This window comes from Metamycoplasma cloacale, assembly GCF_900660735.1.
In the GTDB taxonomy this organism is placed as follows: domain Bacteria; phylum Bacillota_I; class Bacilli_A; order Mycoplasmatales; family Metamycoplasmataceae; genus Metamycoplasma; species Metamycoplasma cloacale.
On the sequence record NZ_LR215049.1, the window covers coordinates 564,560 to 579,764 of the forward strand.

The following is a 15,205-nucleotide window of genomic DNA, read 5'->3' on the forward strand; positions in this document are numbered from 1 at the left end:
TACATGAAACTTTTTATTTTTGCAGAAAAACAGGAAAGTCAATTTATATTATCAAAATGTCAAATTATCAAAGAATACCAATTAAACAATATCTATAACGATTTTCAAAATATATTATTTGTTAAATATAAAAACAAACAATTTTATATTGCACACACAGGTGTTGGCAAGGTTAATGCATCAAGTTATTTATCATATACTTTATCAATGATTCCATCAATTACCCAAATAATTAATATTGGTCCAGTTGCAGCAATTAAAGACTTTGAAATTGGTTCAAGTTACATTATTAATAAAGGTTATTACTATGATGTAGATTTAACTGCAATTCCAGGTTATGAACATGGAATGCTACCTAATCAAATTAAAGTTTTTCAATCAAATGAAAAACTTAATAAAACATTGCAGAAACGTTTGAATTTAGGAGAAGTTGATATTGCTACAGCAGATAGATTTGCAACTAAAAGTGATTTAGATATGCTAGAAAAACATTTTATAAATGTAAGTTTAATTGATATGGAATGTACTGCATTAATGCATACAGCTATAATTTGATCAATTCCTTTTGCAAGTATTAAAATTGTTTCAGATTCTTTAATAAGTCATAACAACGCAAATGATTATCAAACAAATAAAATTAAATGACAAATTGTAATTGCAAACATCTTTGATAAATTAATAGGAGTTTAAAAATGAAATATATCGATATTCACACCCATCCATTTACTGAATATTACGCAAATCCCCTTGAAGTAGTTGATCAGTGATACAACGATAATATGGAAAAATTATTTGTCGTCGGCACATCACTTAAAGATTCAAAAGAAATATTAGAACTATGTTCAAAAAGAGATTTCTTATATCCAATTATTGGAATCCATCCCACTGAAGTAACTGGTGCTAATGATGCAGTTTTACTTGAAGAGATTTTAACCAAAGATGTTATTGCAATTGGTGAATTCGGTCTAGATTATCACTACAATGACTCTCCTTCTAAAGAAATTCAAAAAGCTTCAATGTTAGCTCAACTAGATTTATGTATCAAGCACAATTTAGTTGCAATGCTACACATTCGCGATGCACTAGACGATGCTTTTGAGATTGTTACAAATCCTAAATACAAGGATTTAAAAATAGTAATGCATTCATATAGCGGTGATGCTGAATTAGTTAAAAAATATCTTCCATATAAAAACATTTATTTTTCAATATCAGGTGTTGTTACATTCAAAAATGGGAAAGTTACACAAGAGGCCGTTAAAGTAATTCCAGTTGAACGTCTGTTTTGTGAAACAGATACACCTTATTTAGCCCCAACTCCAATGAGAGGTAAACCAAACATTTCACCTTATGTAGAATACACATATAAATTTATTGCTGATTTAAAACAAATTCCACTTGAAGCGTTTATCAAACAAATTAAAGACAATGTCAAGAAAGTGTTTAACGTATAATGGAAGAATTTCGCGCTAAAAAATGTTTTGGTCAAAACTTTTTAATTAATAAACACATTCAAGAAAAAATTGTTAACCTAGGGAATATTGAAGGTCAAGATGTTATTGAAATCGGTCCTGGTCAAGGTGCTTTAACTTATTTAATGATTGATAAAGTTAAAAAATTAACCTGTTATGAAATCGATCGTGATTTACATCAAAAATTAACCAAAGAAATTAAAAATAAAAATGTAGAAATTAAATTACAAGATTTCCTAGAAGCTGAATTGCCTAACAGCAAATATATTGTTATTGGTAATATTCCTTATAACATAACATCAGATATTCTATTTAAATTAATAGATAACAGTGAAAATATATCAAAAGCTGTTTTAATGGTACAAAAAGAGGTTGCTGAAAGAATAACTGCTAAAGCAAATAGTAAAGAATATGGTAAATTAACTGTTTCTTTAAATTACATTGGTGAATGTAAATTAGAATTTATCGTTAAAGCTAATAACTTCAATCCAGCTCCGAAGGTTGACTCAGCAATTATCTCGATCACTTTTAATAAAGAACTAGAATATCCTAAATATGAATTTCTAAAATTTGTTAAAAATCTTTTTCAATATAAACGTAAAACATTAATTAATAATTTAATTAATGTATATTCAAAAAATTCACTTATTGAAGCTCTAAATAAATTAAATCTGGATTTAAATGTTCGTGCAGAAACTCTTGATTTAGAAGTTATTAAACAGTTATATAAATTATTAAATTAGTTATGGAAAATCTATATATCTTAATTGCAAGATTGATTCAAGAAGCTCAATATATCCAACATAACATCGCTTTAATTGTGACATATTCAGATATTTGAAACAAATATCAAAATCACGAAAATATCACAGTTGAAGAATTAATGTCAATTCATGAACAAGCTTGATTATTTAATAAAGAATTAGCTAAATGTACACTGGGTCGTGTTATTTGACATTGTCAAAATAGCAAAGCATTTAGTAAAACAACAATCGCTTTATTATACGAATATCTTAAAATCAGAAACTACTACGCACACGAGTTTTTTATTCACAACCATAGTAAATTACAAAATTATGATCTAATCGTTGATGAATTAAAACTTTTAAATAAATACATTAAAGAGTTTCAACAATTAAACTACAATTTATCTTTACTTGTTAATGAAAAACGAACAATGGTTAAAACAATAAAAATTAGATAAAAAAACAACGAAACTTATTTGCTTGCGTTGTTTTTTATATTTGCATCAATTAAATCAATGTTGCTAAGTGTTTTAGTGTTCTAACGTATTGGTTAACAAATGAACTTTCGTTGTCATATCAAGCGTAGATTTTGTATAATCTTTTGCCATCAACTTCTAATACAGATGTTAATTGAGCATCAAATACTGAACCAGCTTTTACACCAATGATATCTGATGAAACAATTGGATCTTCTGTGTAAATTAATGAAGCTGATGCATGTTTTTTAACAGCTGCATTGATTTCTTCAACAGAAGGACTTGATTGTAATTCAACACTTAAATCAACTAAAGATCCAGTAATTGTTGGAACTCTTAAAGCAATACCATTCATTTTTCCTGATAATGTAGGAATAACTTTTCCAATCGCTTTTGCAGCACCTGTGGTTGTAGGGATCATATTAGAAGCAGCTGCTCTTGCTCTTCTTAAGTCTTTATGTGGAGCATCTTGTAATCTTTGGTCTGCTGTATATGAGTGAACTGTTGTCATGTATCCTTTAACAACACCAAATTCTTTTTCCAATACATCCATAACAGGAGCTAAACAGTTTGTTGTACATGAAGCTGCTGAAATAATGTGGTCATCTTTGGTTAAAATGTTTTCGTTTACTGAATATACAACAGTTTTAACACCATCACCTTTTGCAGGAGCTGTTATTAAAACTTTTTTAGCACCAGCATCTAGGTGTTTTTGACTACCTTCTGCTGTAACGAAAATTCCCGTTCCTTCTACAACAATGTCAACATTTAAATCTTTTCATGGTAGATTTGCAGGATCTTTTTCTGCATATACAGGGAATGAAACACCATCAACAATGATTGAATTTTCATTGTGTTCTACTGAAGCATTCATAATTCCATGTGCTGTGTCATATTTTAATAAGTGAGCTAAAGTTGCTGCATCTGTTAAGTCATTAATTGCAACAACTTCTAATTGATCATCGTGAAATATTTCACGAAATACTAATCTTCCGATTCTTCCGAATCCATTTATAGCAATTCTAGTTTTAGCCATATTTCCTCCGAATTAAATTAATTATTAAAAATAAATTAAATAAATATTTTATTTAATTATACATTATTTTAAAAACATTTAACTTTCACAATATAAAGAGAGTTATAAATTCTTTTTAAAATTGAAAGCAATAAAATTAATATTTTTACCCATGCTATGGAATTTTTCTTCATAATCGGTAAGGTGATTTTCTATATCGTAATCACAATTATGTAAATCGTTGGTATGATAGATAATGTTTGCATTGAAATACTGTAATTCCTCTAATGCAAATTGATATAACCCATCGTTATCACTTTTGAAATATACAATTCCATCTTCATCCAATATATTTTTATATTGAGCTAAAAAATCCCTATAAACAAGTCTTCTTTTGAAATGTCTTTTTTTAGGTCAAGGATCAGAAAATGTTAATCAAATAGTTTTACATCTGCCAGTAAAATATTCATTTAATTGACTTGCATCTCCAATTAATAAATATAAATTAGTTAAATTATTTTCCATAAGTTTTTTATAAGAACTTAAGGCAGGAGTAGAATATTTCTCAATTCCAATATATATATTTTCTGGATGTAATTTAGCTAATTGATTAATCATTCTTCCTTTACCCATACCAATTTCTAAAACAACATTGTTGTTTAATTGGTATGGAAATTTTTGAATAGTGAAATTGCTTTCATTCAATATATCAAGGGCATATTTGTTGTGTCTTAAACGCATAATATACAATTATTACACAAAATAAAAATGTAATCGCTTATTTTACAATTACATTTTTTTATCTAATTTATTAAGCTGTTGTGCTTTCTGTTGTTACAGGGGCCGGTTCTGGAGCTGGGGTTGGGGTTTCAGTAGTTGACGCAGGAGCATCTTCTGGTAATTGAACTTCAATTTCATGTACATTTGTTGAAATTGCAATCTTGTATTTACCATCAACGTTAAAGCAAACTGGTTTTAGTGAAATAATTAATTTATTTCCATCTACTCTATAATCAAGTTTTGAAGAAATTTTATCAATTTCTTTACCTCTTTTATCTGTGCCTTTATATGTAGGGGCTGTAGCATTTGCTAATTGGTAGTTATTTGTAGATGGTGTTTTAGCTAATTTTAACAATGCTTTATTATCAGCTTTTCAGTTTGGTTTTGCATTTTTATCTGTTGCAATAATAGAATATGATTTATAGTCATATCATAAATCTTTACCGCCAGTTACAGCAGTTTTAAGATCTGCTTTTGCATCTTCTGGTACGTTGAATGCATAGTTTTCTATCTTAGCTGCATATGCTAAGAAAATTTCTTCTGGTGTGCTAGGTGTTGGGGTTGGTGTAGTGGTTCCAGTTCCTCCGCCTGTTGTTGTTCCAGTTGATGAACCGGTTGATGCCTCAGTTGCTTTTACTGATGCTGTAAATGTTTTAGTTTTTGAACCTCTTGTTAATTTAATTTCAAAAGTAACTGTTTTGCTTGCTGTATCTCTTGAAACAATTTTTAAAACTTGTCCTACTGTTCCTGGTTGTGTATGAATATCAATATCTAAATCTGTAATTTGATCAACGGTTTTACCTGCTGCTGATGTTTTTAAAGAAATTGTTGCATCTTCGTTTAAGGTTGTATCTTCACAAGAAGCAGCAATAAGAGGAGTAGCCAAAAGAGGGGCAACAGTTCCTATTGATAGAATAATTTTTCATGTTTTTTTCATCTTAAATCCTTTCATTTAACAAAATAAAAAAGGCAATATTAAAAAATATCACCTTTATTCGAATATATAATATTTCAATCTTCATGAATAATATACTTTGTATTCATCAATATAAATTTTAATATAATTTATTTCCTATATTTAAATGTTTTAAGAAATTCATAAATAAATGAATAAAAAACACGATTTTTAAAGATTTTAATGAAAAACAGAAATTCTCATATATAATAGTGTTGTTATTAAGAACAAGCGCGGACTTTGTTTGTACACTTAATATATGAGGAGGGCCGGACGAAACACCGGCTTTCTTTTTATTTAATTTATATTTCTTTTTAAATTTTTATAATAAAATTAATTCATTAAAAAACAGGAGGTACGTGCTTTCTTTTTTAAAAGTATTAGAAGACGAATTATTTTATCTTCGTGAAAATTAACAACATTTGACATTGCTTTATTCGGAATTTTATTAGGAATTTATTTCATTGCTGCAAGTTTAGAACGTTATGTATTTAAAGGGCCTTTAAATATTTCTTTAACATATGCAATATTTATTTTATTCGGTTTAATATTAGGTCCATTTAAGGGTGCTTTGCTAGGGATTTTATGTGATACATTGAATCAAATTATTTATGGAATATCAACATGAATGATTGAGTATGCAATTGTACCCGTGATTATTGCAATGATTAGTGGATTATTAGTTCATTTTATCTTTAACGTTAAACGAACAACATGGTATGTTGGGTTTATCATTTTAGTTATTATTACTATTATTATGATTAGTTTTTTAATCACTTACAATAAACCTTTTGATTGAGCTGAATTAAGATTTAAATCAAAAAATCCTATTCCAACTATTGTAGTTGCAAGTGTGAGTGCTACAGGATTAACTGCAATCTGAATTATCGCTTTCATTACTTATTTTATTAACAAATTCTCTTGAAATTTCAAACACAAATTAAATGCACAATATGTTTTTGGAATTCTGGTAGGCGTGTTTCTAATTATTGTAATTATGCGTTGATTCTGAGGGCCATTTGCTTATATTAACTACCATAATCGTTTCAGAAATGGAACGTGAACATATCAAAAATATTATCTTCCATTTATGATACCAATTATGTTTAAAACCTTAATTGAAATTCCAATATATGCATTAATTATTTTTCATCTAAAGCCCGTTATTAGTTTAATAACAGGAAGAATTAATTTCTATTCTCAAAAAATATATACATATTAAAATAGCTATAATTGATATAGCTTTTTTAATTATGGAAATCATATTTATATAAATATATTAATTTTCTAAATTAATTTATAAACTGTTAATGACATATTTTATAAATCCAAGATTTTAATTAAGGTAAAATTTAAGTATATATAAAATTCAGGGGGATCATTATCTATATGAAAAACAAATTTTTATTTTTATCATTGGGTATATTACCGACTGTAATAGCACCAATTTCTATGGTTTCATGCGAAAACAAACAAGATCAAGCAAAGAAAAAGCTTGAAGAATTTATTAGTAAAATGAAAACTTATTTAACCAGTAATGGAGAAATTTCAGATGGTATTAAAAATACTCTTAATACCACAATTTCTGCTATGGAAACCTTACTAAAAAATTCAGATTTTTCAAACATGACTAGTCAAGCGGCAGATGAACTTATTAAAAGTATTGAAGCATCAATTAAAATGATTGAAGAAAGTTTAAATATAAAACTATAATAAAATAAAAAGTTGATTGTAATTGATCAACTTTTTATTTCAACAATTTATCAACAGTTTCTTTTGAGAAATTATTTACTAAATATGAACCAACGACAGCTAGGTTAACTCCTGAATCAAAACAATCTTTGATATTAAAGTCCTTAACTCCTCCGTCAATTTGAATAATTGCTGAAGAATTTGACTTAATTAATAATTCTTTTAATTCTTTTACTTTATTTAAACTATTGTCAATAAATTTTTGTCCACCTAATCCTGGATAGACACTCATAATTAAAACTAATGATAAATGTTCAATATAAGGAATTAATTGTTCTACTTTAGTATCTGGATTGATTGACAATCCTAATTTAACATTATCTTTTTTAGCTAAAGCAACTAATTCTAAAAATTCTTGATATGAATTAAATGATTCCAGATGAAAGGTTAAAATATCTCCTACATTTTTATACATTTCATAATAACCGAATACATCTTTAACCATTAAATGAATATCCATTGTGTGTTTTTTGCACAATTCTTTAACTTTTTTAACTTCTTTAAATTGCAAAGCAACATTTGGTACAAAAATGTTGTCCATAATATCATAGTGAACATTAGTTACACCTCAATTAATTAAGTTATTGATATATTCAATTAAATTATCTCTTTTAACATCTAATACAGATGGACTTATTTTACGCATATTATCTCTTTTCTCCATTTAATCTTTCATAAAAACTTACATAGTTATCATAACGTTCTTGTTTAATAATTCCTTGCTCAACAAGTTTTTTAACATTACAATCATTTATATTTTCTGCATAATGTTTACATGATCTAAATTTACACAATTTAGACGCTTCTTTAAAACTTTTAAAGGCAGTTGGTAGTTCATCAATTGTTAAATCAAATTCAATTGAAGAGAACCCTGGTGTATCAATGATCTCTCCACCATTGAAATTAATTAAACTCACTTCACGAGTTGTATGTTTTCCTCTATTTAATGCTTTTGATATGGCTTGAGTTTCGAAATTAGTGTTTGCTAAATAATTAATTAATGTTGTTTTTCCAACTCCAGTTTGTCCGACAAAAAAACTTGTTTTGTGTCTGAATATATCTTTTAATCCTTCAAAACCTTGTTGCTTTTCGTAGTTAATTTCAAACACTTTATAACCTTGTTCTTTATAGAAATTGATTTTACTATCACAGGTTAAATCTTTTTTGGTTAAAACAATAATTGGTTCAACGTTTTTATTTTCAATAATAATTAAAAATTTATCAACCAATAATGAACTAAATTCAGGTTCAACTAATGACATTACAACAATTGCTTGATCAACGTTGGCTATTTTTGGACGAATAAAGAAATTCTTTCTTCCTAAAATACGATGAATTAATTCACCCTTTTCAAATTCAACTTCGTCACCAACAATTGGTTTCATATCAAGCAATCTTAATTTACCAGATCCTCTTACACGATAGATCTGTTTATCTTCATAACTCTTTACATCATAAAATCCAGCAACTGATTTAACAATTTTTCCTAACTCCATCTAAATAACTCCTTTAGCAGACAATGCAATCAATATTATTAATATGATAATTAATAATCCACCAATTGTGCCTAAAATAATTGCAAATTTCTTACTATGGAAGAACTTTTTAGCTTTTTGAACGGAATTTTGTTCACCAATTTGAATTTTTTCTTCAGAAACTCTTTTTAAAGTTAAACATGTTTGTAAATCTTGGTATAACTCAACACAATCTGTATAACGATCAGATGGTTTTTTAGCTGTGCATTTTAAAATAATGTTTTCCAATGCTTGCGGAATTGAATGATTTACTTCTTTTAATGATGGTAATTTTTGATTAACATGACAGTTAGCAATTACTTCAAAATCAGATCCAGAAAATGGAACCTTGCCTTTTAGCATTTCATACATTAAAATTCCTAATGCATAGATATCGCTTTGTGGTGAAGGGGATGCTTTACCTAAAATTAATTCAGGAGCCATATAATAAATCGAACCCACTACTTTACCTGCTGTTGTTAATCTAATGGTTTCATCAGATAATGAAATACCGAAATCAATCAATTTAACAATTTGATTTTCATTAATTAAGATATTTGATGGTTTTAAATCACGATGGACAATATTGTGTTGATGGATATCAATTAAACCTTGACAAATTTGTTTTGCAATAGCTACAGTTTGTTCAGCGTTCAATTGCTGATTTTTATTTAATAATTCCTTTAATGAATGACCATTGACTAATTCCATTGCCAAATAACATTCATCTTCTGATAAATAATGGCCATAGAACTTAACGACATTGATACTATCAATTTCTTTTAATAAATTAACTTCATTTTTAAAACGTGAACGATTGATATGTTTATTGGCTGAATCACTGTTTGTTAAAACCTTAATTGCTCAACGATCCTGACGACCGTTAAAAATTGCTGAATAAACTTCACCAAATCCGCCTTCACCAATTAATTTAAAGTCATGAAAATTCTTATTCAAATTCTTATATTTTGATAAATTCATTTAAATCTCCACAATTGCCACACTGATATTATCGTTTGAGTCATTTTTCTTTGCAAATTCAATCAATTCACTCGCTTTTTCATCTAAAGAAATTGATTTTTGCAAGATAATTTCCATTGTTGGTTTATCTACAAAATTATGCAATCCATCACTTGTTAAAACGACATATTTACAATTTGAATCTTTATTAAAAACATTCCCATCTGGTGTCATTTTTTTAAAAGGTCCAATACAACTTGTTAATTGATTGCCAAAAACTAAATTAGTTGCTTCTTTTTTAGTTAATTTCCCTTGCTTTACTCAAGTATTTCTAACATTTTGATCTTCAGTCACTAAATGTAGTAATCCATTGTAAATATATGTTCTTGAATCACCGATATTAAATACATATATGTATTTTTCAAAAGGAAAAATTAGGGCAGCCGTTAAAGTTGTCCCCATATCTGAATATTTATAAAATCTATTTGAGAATTCAATTAAATTATCTTTAATGAATTCAAGGGCATTAATGAATCATTCATTAATAGCTTTTTTATCATTATATAAAACGTTTTCTGGAAAGTTTTCTTTGAAGTATTGTTCAAATAATTCAATGACCAGATCGGCACATTTATCCCCACCAAAATGTCCGCCCATACCATCACATAGCATAGCTAAAACTTTGTTTTCATGAAAACAAACTTTTGCTCGATCTTCATTTTTTGATCTAACTAGACCCTTATCTGATTTAACAACAAAATCCACTTCACTCTCCACTCCGATTTAATTAAGCATTTCTACCTTCGTTAGCTTGTTTTTCTGTTTCAAGAAGTTCTTTAAATTCTTTTTTAATAATTGCCTTGATATCTTCAGCAGCTTGTTCTACTGTATTGTTGATAACAATATGTCCAAAAATGGTTGATTGACCAATTTCTTCTTTAGCTTTCTTTAATCTCTTTTCAACAACTTCTTCAGGTTCCGTTCCTCTACCTTGAATGCGTCTTTCTAATTCTTTAAATGAAGGAGGCATTAGAAAAATTGAAACAATTTCATCAACTTTGTTAAATTTCTTGTAATAGTCAATAATTTGCATTGCTCCGTTGGTTTCAATTTCTAAAAAAGGAATTTTACCTTGATAGATAATTCTGTCAATTTCTGAATATAAAGTTCCGTAGTAATTATCAAAGTGCATTGAGTATTCAATTAAACGATTATCTGATAAACAGGCATCAAATGTGTTTTGAGATACGAAATAATAATGTACACCATCAATTTCACCTTCTCTTGGTCTTCTTGTTGTAACTGAAACAGATAGTTTAAGTTTTAATGATTTATCGTCAAAAAGTAGTTTTTCAACAGTTCCTTTACCAACTCCACTTGGTCCTGTAAAAATAATTAATTTTTTCGCAGACATATTTAACTCCTATTAAATTTTTTTATACATTTTTCATTAATTAAGTTATTTATAAAGTTTTTTGTAGATAGTAGATATAAATTTTACCATATTTCTTATTCTTTATAATCTTATAATTATTCAAACAATAATCTAAATTATCAATATCAGTTTCAATTAATAAATAACCATTTTCATTAATCATATCAGCCTGTGTAATAATGTCCAGAACTTGAAACAATTCTTCACGCAATTTATATGGTGGATCTAAATAAATATAATCAAATTTTTTATCTAAATTCTTTTGTAAAAAAGTAAAACAATCCATTCAATATACATCTAAATTTGTTTCATTTAAAGTTCTTTTGTTTTTCAAAATTACTTCATAAGCAAATTTATCTTTTTCAACACAAATACCTTGTTTAGCACCTCTTGAAAGTGCTTCTAAACAAAAAGCACCAGAACCTGCAAAGAGATCTAAAAAAGTTCTATTTTCTATCTGAAATTGAATTGAAGAAAATAGACCTTCTCTTGCTCTATCAGTTGTTGGTCTTGTTGTAGTTTTGGATGGTTGTTCAATCTTTCTTGAACGATATTTTCCGGCAATAATTCGTAGCATATTTAAAATTATATTTTAAATTGAATATATTATGCTTTAAAACCTGAAATTGTTAAAAATCACATCGGTCCAATTGCGACTCCTGTATCATGTTTCATCACAATTGTAGGTTGAATATAATCAATATGAAGTTTATCTGAATGATAAAATTGTGCTCTAATTGTTATAACATTAGGTGTTTTAGGATTATATTGTTCTAATGTATATCTTATTTCATAAAATTTTTGATTATATTCTTTAAAATCTGGTCATGTTATATTGAAATATTGAGCAATTTGGGGTTGTTTCATAATCTCTTCAAAAGAAATTTTTCCTTCATCAAAATATCTTCCAGCACCAAGTTGCTTAGTACTTATTTCGTTTTGAAGGATTGTATGCATTTCTTGCGCCGTTAATTCTTTTCCTAAATTCGTTAATTCCATTGAAAAGTTCTTGAAAATTCTTTGTAATTCAATCTTTGAAATATTGAATGAATTATCATAAGAACCTTCAACTTTTATATTTTTAGGCTTATCTAAAATTAATGCACTTTCATAAGTTGCATTATCTCTTTTTGAATCAAAATTATTGTAATTTATTAACTCTTCTCTTGTATGATATGGACGATATCCAGACATTTTTGACATAGTTATAGCAGTTGCAATTGAAATGATTGCAACAGGCAAAATAGTGAATGTCAAAATTGTTTTTTTCATATATATAATTATAATCTTCTTTTGAACTAAAAAATATGCAAATATTATATAATTAATGATAATTAATACAATTTTTATGTAATTATAAGTGTATTTAAAATGAAAGTATTATAAAGAAGGTAATGATGAAAAAGCTAAATAAATGACTTATTCCCTTAAGTTTTACACCAATATTAACAACTCCAATAATCGCAGCTGCTTGTGATAAAAAAGTTGTAATTAACGAAAATGTTGAATATGAAACCAAATTAGGTCTATCTATTTCTAAAAAGGCGTATAACCAACAAAATATAACAGCCGATGAAGTTGTTTCAAAATTAATTAACCTAAATTCATGAAATGAAATCAAGAAGGTATTGAATAAATATAGTATTCCTTTTAATGATGAAGAAATACCATCAATTGCAACTTACAAAGTTTCAAGTTCTACTCACGCACATAGTGATGGAGGAATCATTCATTTAGATATTATTAGGGTTATTAATAATGCAGAAGAAACTACTAGATTTACAATTGCTGGATTTAAAGAAGAAATAGCAACAATTACATTGGCCAATTACCACTTCATACCTACTTTAAAACTATCTATTTCAGCAACTGAATTTATTAACGAATTAAAAGCTTCTCAAAACTTCAACGATAGATTGAATGTTTTTAAGAAATACTATAATATAGAAAAAACAAACGAAAATATTGCGACACAATTTGATTTTGATTTCACAAATATTTCAATTAATAAAGGTCATGATGAAAATTACGAAATTACAATCAATGGTTATATTTCAATTAATGAAAGCACACAAGAAAAAACAAATATTAATGAAGTAATTAAATTAGAAGGCTTTTCTGGTGCATAGTTTTCTTTTATTTTTCTTAAAATAATTACTAGCTTTTAAAATATAATAAAATTAATATTTAATAATATTAATTAGATTAGGAGCATAATGAACGCCAAAGAAAATAAACCAAAATCTAAACGTAAATTAGGAGGATTAACAATATTCTTCCTGCTTTTTGGTTTATTTATCGGCACAGGAATTATTGGAAGCGTTTGCTATATTATCTATAGAGTGATCAACCCACAAATTCAACCAATTATTGACGATATAAACAAAATCACAAAAAATGATGAAAATCAAAAAATTGTCTTTAATCCTAAATATAGTTCAGATTCAAATGACAAATTTAATGATACTTTCAAATATGGTAATTTATCAATAACTGAATATCCATATGCAAAAGATAATGAGGGTAATTTGGTTTACTTTTTAGGTCCTGACGGAATTAAAATGTTAAACGAAGAGTTTAAGAAAAGAGCTATGTTTGGACCTGAAATTAACTTATTAAGAAATGTGTATATCAATAAAGATGAGAACATTGACGGAACAGATAGAGCTAATGGTTTTTATCTTCCAAGTACAGATAATATTTGAATTTCACTTAACGCATTTGTTAATGCAGAAGGAATTAACCATTCTTGACAAAATGAAAGTCTTGAAAACAGAGTGGAAATGATACTTTCTGTTTTAGTTCATGAATATATGCATTATGTATCAAATTCATATAACACCTCTCACAGAACTACTGATATAAATGCAGATACAAGCTTGTTATACAAAAAAGATGAAAGTTCTATTATTGCTAGAAACTATGCAAATAACAAAAAGTTTATAAACTCATTCAGACACTTTCTAGGATATAATGAGACAAACTATGATGCAATTCCATATCATCCAGGAATTGAACCGCCTGATGGTGAATTTCCAATATTTTATAAATGAACAGCTTATGATTTATTTGAATTAGCAAACCTCCCTCACAATAATGCAAAAGATTGAAATAGTATTACATTAGAAAATTATTATTTTAATAACTCATATTACAACCCAACTAGATTTTCTAAAAACGTTAATCTAGGCGATCTAAAATACTCATTCTCATTTGAAGAATTAATTCCGCGTGAGTTTCTAAAATTCGCTTTTGCTGGTAAAGAAAGTAATGCACAATTACGTGATAAATGATTGAATTATTTATATTTTGTAAATGGTCATTACTTACATTTAACTGCAATTGGAGATGATCTATTAAAAACTCTTGGAAGAGATCGATGAAAAAGAGATTTATTATTCTCTACAAACTGAGTATTTGATGAACAACTAAAAAACTTAAAAAATATTAATGGTGAGTATTTATACAAATATCGTACCATTCCTAATTATCGTCTAAATGGTTTATTCAATACATATCTAGACCTTTTTGGATATGGATTACCTATAAGTTATGTCGTTAACAATTCAATAGATAAAACCGCAAACAATTCAATACATATTGGTGGTTACATTCCTTCAAATATCAATTTAGCTAAATTTGAAGCAAGCGATAAAAAACTGCTTTTTATTAAAGATAATAATGAATATGTTGATTTCAACATTCATACTCATAAAAACAACTTTATCGCTAAAACTTCGTATCTACAAACATATGACGAAACAAAAATGCTAAAACCAATCGTTCAATACAACTATTCATATATAACAGATGAAATACCATATAGATTTTTTAACGAATTTACAAGTTCAGATGGTAGGTTAAATGTTCAACTATGAATTGATGCAAACGATAACAAACAAGTGGAATCAGATGAATTAATTGTACTTGCAAACAAAGCTAATACACAACGTTTTGATAGAGTTGCAAGAACAATTACTAACTATCGTTCATCAATGAGTTGAGATAGTAAAACATATACAACATATAGCTTGAAATACAATAGAGAAGTAATTGACGCAACAGAAAATTATTATTTCACTTGAAAAAAATATTAAGGA

General features: G+C 27.2%; 18 protein-coding genes. 8 read left to right on the forward strand and 10 right to left on the reverse strand.

Translation table 4 applies throughout. From position 1 onward, the window contains the following. Positions 1-3 precede the first annotated feature (3 nt). The 4 genes from EXC28_RS02515 to EXC28_RS05905 are packed head-to-tail and all read left to right on the forward strand — an operon-like array spanning position 4 to position 2,676. The gene (locus EXC28_RS02515; RefSeq protein ID WP_029330025.1) at positions 4-690 is read left to right on the forward strand and encodes a 5'-methylthioadenosine/S-adenosylhomocysteine nucleosidase family protein; all 687 of its coding nucleotides are present in this window, start codon (positions 4-6) and stop codon (positions 688-690) included. Between the two features lie 2 nt (positions 691-692). After that, the gene (locus EXC28_RS02520; RefSeq protein WP_029330024.1) at positions 693-1,454 is read left to right on the forward strand and encodes a TatD family hydrolase; all 762 of its coding nucleotides are present in this window, start codon (positions 693-695) and stop codon (positions 1,452-1,454) included. Continuing rightward, complete coding sequence (gene rsmA, locus EXC28_RS02525; RefSeq protein ID WP_029330023.1) at positions 1,454-2,215, forward strand: 16S rRNA (adenine(1518)-N(6)/adenine(1519)-N(6))-dimethyltransferase RsmA; 762 nt, start codon at positions 1,454-1,456, stop codon at positions 2,213-2,215. The genes EXC28_RS02520 and rsmA overlap by 1 nt, the downstream gene beginning before the upstream one ends. Positions 2,216-2,217: 2 nt before the next feature. Beyond that, positions 2,218-2,676: a hypothetical protein gene (locus EXC28_RS05905; protein ID WP_029330022.1), complete on the forward strand. Its 459-nt coding sequence runs from the start codon at positions 2,218-2,220 to the stop codon at positions 2,674-2,676. Between the two features lie 49 nt (positions 2,677-2,725). On the opposite strand, the gene gap is transcribed toward EXC28_RS05905, so the two are convergent. From gap to EXC28_RS05910, 3 genes are all read right to left on the reverse strand, one after another. Next, entirely contained in the window at positions 2,726-3,730 is a 1,005-nt protein-coding gene (gap, locus tag EXC28_RS02535; protein WP_029330021.1) for a type I glyceraldehyde-3-phosphate dehydrogenase, read from the reverse strand. Positions 3,731-3,832: 102 nt separating this feature from the next. Continuing rightward, positions 3,833-4,450, reverse strand: a complete 618-nt coding sequence (gene trmB / locus EXC28_RS02540) for a tRNA (guanosine(46)-N7)-methyltransferase TrmB (RefSeq protein ID WP_029330020.1) — start codon at positions 4,448-4,450, stop codon at positions 3,833-3,835. A 70-nt stretch (positions 4,451-4,520) separates the two neighbouring features. Continuing rightward, positions 4,521-5,426 carry a variable surface lipoprotein gene (locus tag EXC28_RS05910; protein ID WP_129695091.1) on the reverse strand — a complete coding sequence of 302 codons (906 nt, stop codon included), beginning with the start codon at positions 5,424-5,426 and terminating at the stop codon, positions 4,521-4,523. Positions 5,427-6,039: 613 nt separating this feature from the next. On the opposite strand from EXC28_RS05910, the gene EXC28_RS05915 reads away from it, so the two are divergent. Continuing rightward, positions 6,040-6,666 carry an ECF transporter S component gene (locus EXC28_RS05915; RefSeq protein ID WP_232028572.1) on the forward strand — a complete coding sequence of 209 codons (627 nt, stop codon included), beginning with the start codon at positions 6,040-6,042 and terminating at the stop codon, positions 6,664-6,666. A 167-nt stretch (positions 6,667-6,833) separates the two neighbouring features. Further along, positions 6,834-7,157, forward strand: a complete 324-nt coding sequence (locus tag EXC28_RS02555; protein WP_029330015.1) for a hypothetical protein — start codon at positions 6,834-6,836, stop codon at positions 7,155-7,157. Positions 7,158-7,191: 34 nt separating this feature from the next. On the opposite strand, the gene EXC28_RS02560 is transcribed toward EXC28_RS02555, so the two are convergent. Genes EXC28_RS02560 through EXC28_RS02590 form a run of 7 tightly spaced genes read right to left on the reverse strand, consistent with a single transcriptional unit; the run spans position 7,192 to position 12,377 of the window. Continuing rightward, positions 7,192-7,842, reverse strand: a complete 651-nt coding sequence (locus tag EXC28_RS02560; RefSeq protein ID WP_029330013.1) for a ribulose-phosphate 3-epimerase — start codon at positions 7,840-7,842, stop codon at positions 7,192-7,194. 1 nt (position 7,843) lies between these two features. Further along, a complete protein-coding gene (rsgA, locus tag EXC28_RS02565) occupies positions 7,844-8,692 on the reverse strand; it encodes a ribosome small subunit-dependent GTPase A (RefSeq protein ID WP_029330011.1) in 849 nt (282 codons plus the stop codon). Further along, positions 8,693-9,691, reverse strand: a complete 999-nt coding sequence (locus EXC28_RS02570; protein ID WP_029330009.1) for a serine/threonine-protein kinase — start codon at positions 9,689-9,691, stop codon at positions 8,693-8,695. It lies immediately after the preceding gene. Continuing rightward, positions 9,692-10,447 carry a PP2C family protein-serine/threonine phosphatase gene (locus EXC28_RS05920; RefSeq protein ID WP_129695092.1) on the reverse strand — a complete coding sequence of 252 codons (756 nt, stop codon included), beginning with the start codon at positions 10,445-10,447 and terminating at the stop codon, positions 9,692-9,694. A 10-nt stretch (positions 10,448-10,457) separates the two neighbouring features. After that, positions 10,458-11,084: a guanylate kinase gene (gmk, locus tag EXC28_RS02580; RefSeq protein ID WP_029330007.1), complete on the reverse strand. Its 627-nt coding sequence runs from the start codon at positions 11,082-11,084 to the stop codon at positions 10,458-10,460. A 49-nt stretch (positions 11,085-11,133) separates the two neighbouring features. Continuing rightward, positions 11,134-11,682 (reverse strand): 16S rRNA (guanine(966)-N(2))-methyltransferase RsmD, encoded by a 549-nt coding sequence (gene rsmD / locus EXC28_RS02585; protein ID WP_029330006.1) that lies wholly within the window; start codon positions 11,680-11,682, stop codon positions 11,134-11,136. 29 nt (positions 11,683-11,711) lie between these two features. Further along, positions 11,712-12,377 carry a hypothetical protein gene (locus EXC28_RS02590; RefSeq protein WP_029330005.1) on the reverse strand — a complete coding sequence of 222 codons (666 nt, stop codon included), beginning with the start codon at positions 12,375-12,377 and terminating at the stop codon, positions 11,712-11,714. 122 nt (positions 12,378-12,499) lie between these two features. Here EXC28_RS02590 and EXC28_RS02595 point away from each other — a divergent pair, with 122 nt between their 5' ends. Further along, on the forward strand, positions 12,500-13,234 hold the full coding sequence (locus EXC28_RS02595; RefSeq protein ID WP_129695093.1) for a hypothetical protein: 735 nt from the start codon (positions 12,500-12,502) through the stop codon (positions 13,232-13,234). An 87-nt stretch (positions 13,235-13,321) separates the two neighbouring features. Further along, positions 13,322-15,202, forward strand: a complete 1,881-nt coding sequence (locus EXC28_RS05925; RefSeq protein WP_029330002.1) for an MYPU_1760 family metalloprotease — start codon at positions 13,322-13,324, stop codon at positions 15,200-15,202. Positions 15,203-15,205: the final 3 nt, after the last annotated feature.